The sequence below is a fragment of the Psychrobacillus sp. genome (genome assembly GCF_056205495.1).
This window is the reverse complement of the sequence record NZ_JBAEAP010000550.1, coordinates 1-3,063: the sequence shown is the minus strand read 5'-3', so window position 1 is coordinate 3,063 and position 3,063 is coordinate 1. Positions and strand designations below refer to the sequence as shown.

The window sequence follows — 3,063 nt, the reverse complement described above, 5'->3', positions numbered from 1 at the left end:
AAAAGCTGGGGAGGAAGCTTCTGAAAATACAATTGGATTGTTAGCTGACTTTGAAGAAAAAATGAAAGAGGCTGGCGTCGAGATTAACGAAGTAGATATCGACGCATTTAAAAAAGCAACAGAGGTCGTTTACGAAAAGATAGATGGCTATGTAGATTTGAAGGATGAAGTGAACAATATTCTAGGGAAGTAGTGATTGCAATGATCAATAGAGTTGCAGGAGTATATGTGAAGTTCGAAAACTTTCTGACAAACTTTTTAATGATTGGAATTGTGTTCTTCGTTTTTTTAGCTGCAATTATGAGATGGGCTGGCTGGCCCCTCTCATGGTCAGTTGAATTTGCTCAATTGCTTTTTGTGTGGGCAATATTCTTGGGAGCAAATCGCACTTTAAGAGAACGAAAACACATTACTGTGGATGTATTTGTAAAGGCCATGCCTCAAAAAGTTAAAAATATCATAGAACTCTTTACAAAAGTTCTTGTTTTGGCATTTTTGTTTTTTTTAACAAAGTATGGTTTCCAATTGAGTATGGAGAATTCAGCTCGTCAAATTAGCAACCTTCCATTAAGTTATTCTTTTATAACTTTAGCAGTACCAGTAGGAAGCGTTTTGATGATTTTAACTATTCTGAGTCAGATTAAGGAAGAAGTTATCGGCTTTAAATCATCATCAAATAACGAGTTGAAATCATAGGGAGGGAATCATTTGTTAGTAGTTGCGGTCGTATTCTTTATTTTACTTTTTCTTAATATGCCAGTTGCTTTTGCTATAGGGATTGCCAGCCTTATGTATTTTTTAGTAGGCTCAGATTTACCTATTGAAATTACCATCCAACGGATGGTGGCTGGAACGCAGTCTTTTCCGCTTCTAGCTGTTCCTTTCTTTATACTTGCAGGGAATTTGATGAATGCATCAGGTATTACAGATCGTCTAATTCGTTTTTCAAATGCCTTAACGGGACATTTGAAAGGAAGCCTTGCACATGTATCTATTGTTTTGAGTACTGTTATGGGCGGTGTATCAGGTTCAGCCAATGCTGATGCAGCTATGCAAAGCCGTATTCTAGGTCATAAAATGATTGCCCGTGGATATTCAGGGGGGTATTCTGCTTCTGTTATAGCGATTAGTTCCTTAATCACCGCTACTATACCGCCTAGTATCGGACTTATCCTTTACGGATATGTCGGGCAGGTTTCCATTGGGAAACTTTTCTTGGCTGGTATTATCCCTGGTCTTTTAATGATGGTCTTTTTGATGGTCATCTCCTATGTTATAGCTAAAAAGCGTAACTATGATAGTAATGTTGTACAAAAAAGAGCAACTTTTAAAGAGATTATGATCACCTTAAAAGAAAGTATTTGGGCGCTTATGTTCCCAGTCATATTAGTAGTGGGTATTCGCTTTGGAATATTCACAGCCTCTGAAGCGGGAGCATTCGCAGTAGTTTATGCCCTAATAATTGGTTTCTTCATTTACAAAGAGTTAAACTGGAAAAACTTTAAAGAAGCACTTTCTCAATCAGTGACAGATAATGCATCTATATTATTAATCATTTCCGTTTCTTCTATTCTAGGATTCCTAATTACATATGATCGCTTACCACAAAATGCGGCTGACTTTTTAATAGGAATCACGACTAATGAACATCTGATGATCATTTTAATATTACTCTTCCTTGTTATTGCGGGAATGTTCATCGAGTCTACCGTATTGGTTCTGTTATTGACGCCTATTTTCCTACCAATTGTTCAACAAGTAGGAGTGGACCCGGTACATTTTGGGATCTTGATGATGACAATCGTTACGTTTGGAGGAATGACTCCACCAGTTGGTGTCACGATGTATACGACAACCTCGATTATGAAGGTGCCATTAGAGGATTATATAAAAGAGTCGATTCCTTTTATATTAGGTGTATTCGCTTTGGTTCTTTTATTAACCTTTGTTCCTTCTATTGTCATGTTCTTACCAGATCTATTTATGTAAGAGAATAATATGTTTGGAGGGTATCTCATGTTTTCATTTACAGACAAGGTTGTTTGGGTGACAGGTAGCAGCACAGGAATTGGCAGCTCTATTGCTAAAGCGTTTGCGGAAGCTGGGGCAAAGCTAGTGGTTCATGGCAATTCGAATGTAGACGCAGCAAAGGAAACATTGAACGCCGTGGCGGCATTGGGAGCAGAGAATTTACTAGTGACAGGTGATGTGACAAAGCCTCTTCACATACAGGAAATGGTGGAGCAAATAAAAGCTCGGTTTGGACGTCTAGACGTTTTAGTCAACAATGCAGGAACGATGGTAAAGCGTTCTAAAATAGAGGATCTCGATCATGACACATGGAATAACATCTTTGATATTAATGTATCCTCTGTCTTTCATGTGACAAAGGCAGCCCTTCCGCTTCTAAAGGAATCTGCAAATGGAAATATCATTAATATAACCTCTATTGCAGCGAGAAATGGAGGAGGCGGTGGTGCGGTGGCCTATGCATCGGCGAAAGGCGCAGTGAGCACATTGACTAGGGGGCTTGCCAAGGAACTGCTAGAATACAATATTCGTGTCAATGGCATTGCCCCTGGAGTTATTGAAACGCCATTCCATGAAAGATATTCTTCTCAGGAGCTACTGGATAAGATGACGGCTCAAATTCCATTGGGAAGAACGGGAACACCAGACGATATTGCAGGGGTAGCGCTTTTTCTGGCATCCGATTATTCTAGCTATCTAGTAGGAGAAATAGTGGAGGCTAACGGTGGAATGCTAATGGACTAAGGGAGGATATGTATGAAAGCATTTATGGATGAGCAGTTTTTACTGAAAACAGAGACTGCTCAGAAGCTATATCACGAGTATGCAAAGGATATGCCAATCATCGATTATCATTGTCATCTTTCTGCCAAGGAAATAGCAGAGGATAAAGCTTTTGCAAATTTACATGAGATTTGGCTTGAGGGTGACCATTATAAGTGGCGAGCGCTCCGAGCAAATGGGGTAGAGGAGCGATTTATAACAGGAGATGCTACCGACAAGGAAAAGTTTGATAAGTGGGCAGCTACTGTC

The 3,063-nt window shown here is 39.5% G+C and carries 4 protein-coding genes and 1 pseudogene; all 5 read left to right on the top strand.

The window, feature by feature from the left end; all coding sequences use genetic code 11:
- Positions 1–193: pseudogene (locus AC06OU_RS15620) on the top strand (C4-dicarboxylate ABC transporter); the annotation flags it as partial.
- A gap of 8 nt (positions 194–201) precedes the next feature.
- A complete protein-coding gene (locus AC06OU_RS15615) occupies positions 202–696 on the top strand; it encodes a TRAP transporter small permease (protein ID WP_475857000.1) in 495 nt (164 codons plus the stop codon).
- Between the two features lie 12 nt (positions 697–708).
- Positions 709–1,989 (top strand): TRAP transporter large permease, encoded by a 1,281-nt coding sequence (locus AC06OU_RS15610; RefSeq protein WP_475856999.1) that lies wholly within the window; start codon positions 709–711, stop codon positions 1,987–1,989.
- A gap of 27 nt (positions 1,990–2,016) precedes the next feature.
- Positions 2,017–2,775: an SDR family NAD(P)-dependent oxidoreductase gene (locus AC06OU_RS15605; RefSeq protein WP_475856997.1), complete on the top strand. Its 759-nt coding sequence runs from the start codon at positions 2,017–2,019 to the stop codon at positions 2,773–2,775.
- Between the two features lie 12 nt (positions 2,776–2,787).
- The coding region (locus AC06OU_RS15600) for a glucuronate isomerase (RefSeq protein ID WP_475856994.1) at positions 2,788–3,063 on the top strand (276 nt) is incomplete at its 3' end.

Excerpts from the sequence above, each read along its gene's own strand:
- AC06OU_RS15615 (WP_475857000.1), top strand. The coding sequence starts at position 202 with ATGATCAATAGAGTTGCAGGAGTATATGTGAAGTTCGAAAACTTTCTG.
- AC06OU_RS15605 (WP_475856997.1), top strand. The coding sequence starts at position 2,017 with ATGTTTTCATTTACAGACAAGGTTGTTTGGGTGACAGGTAGCAGCACA.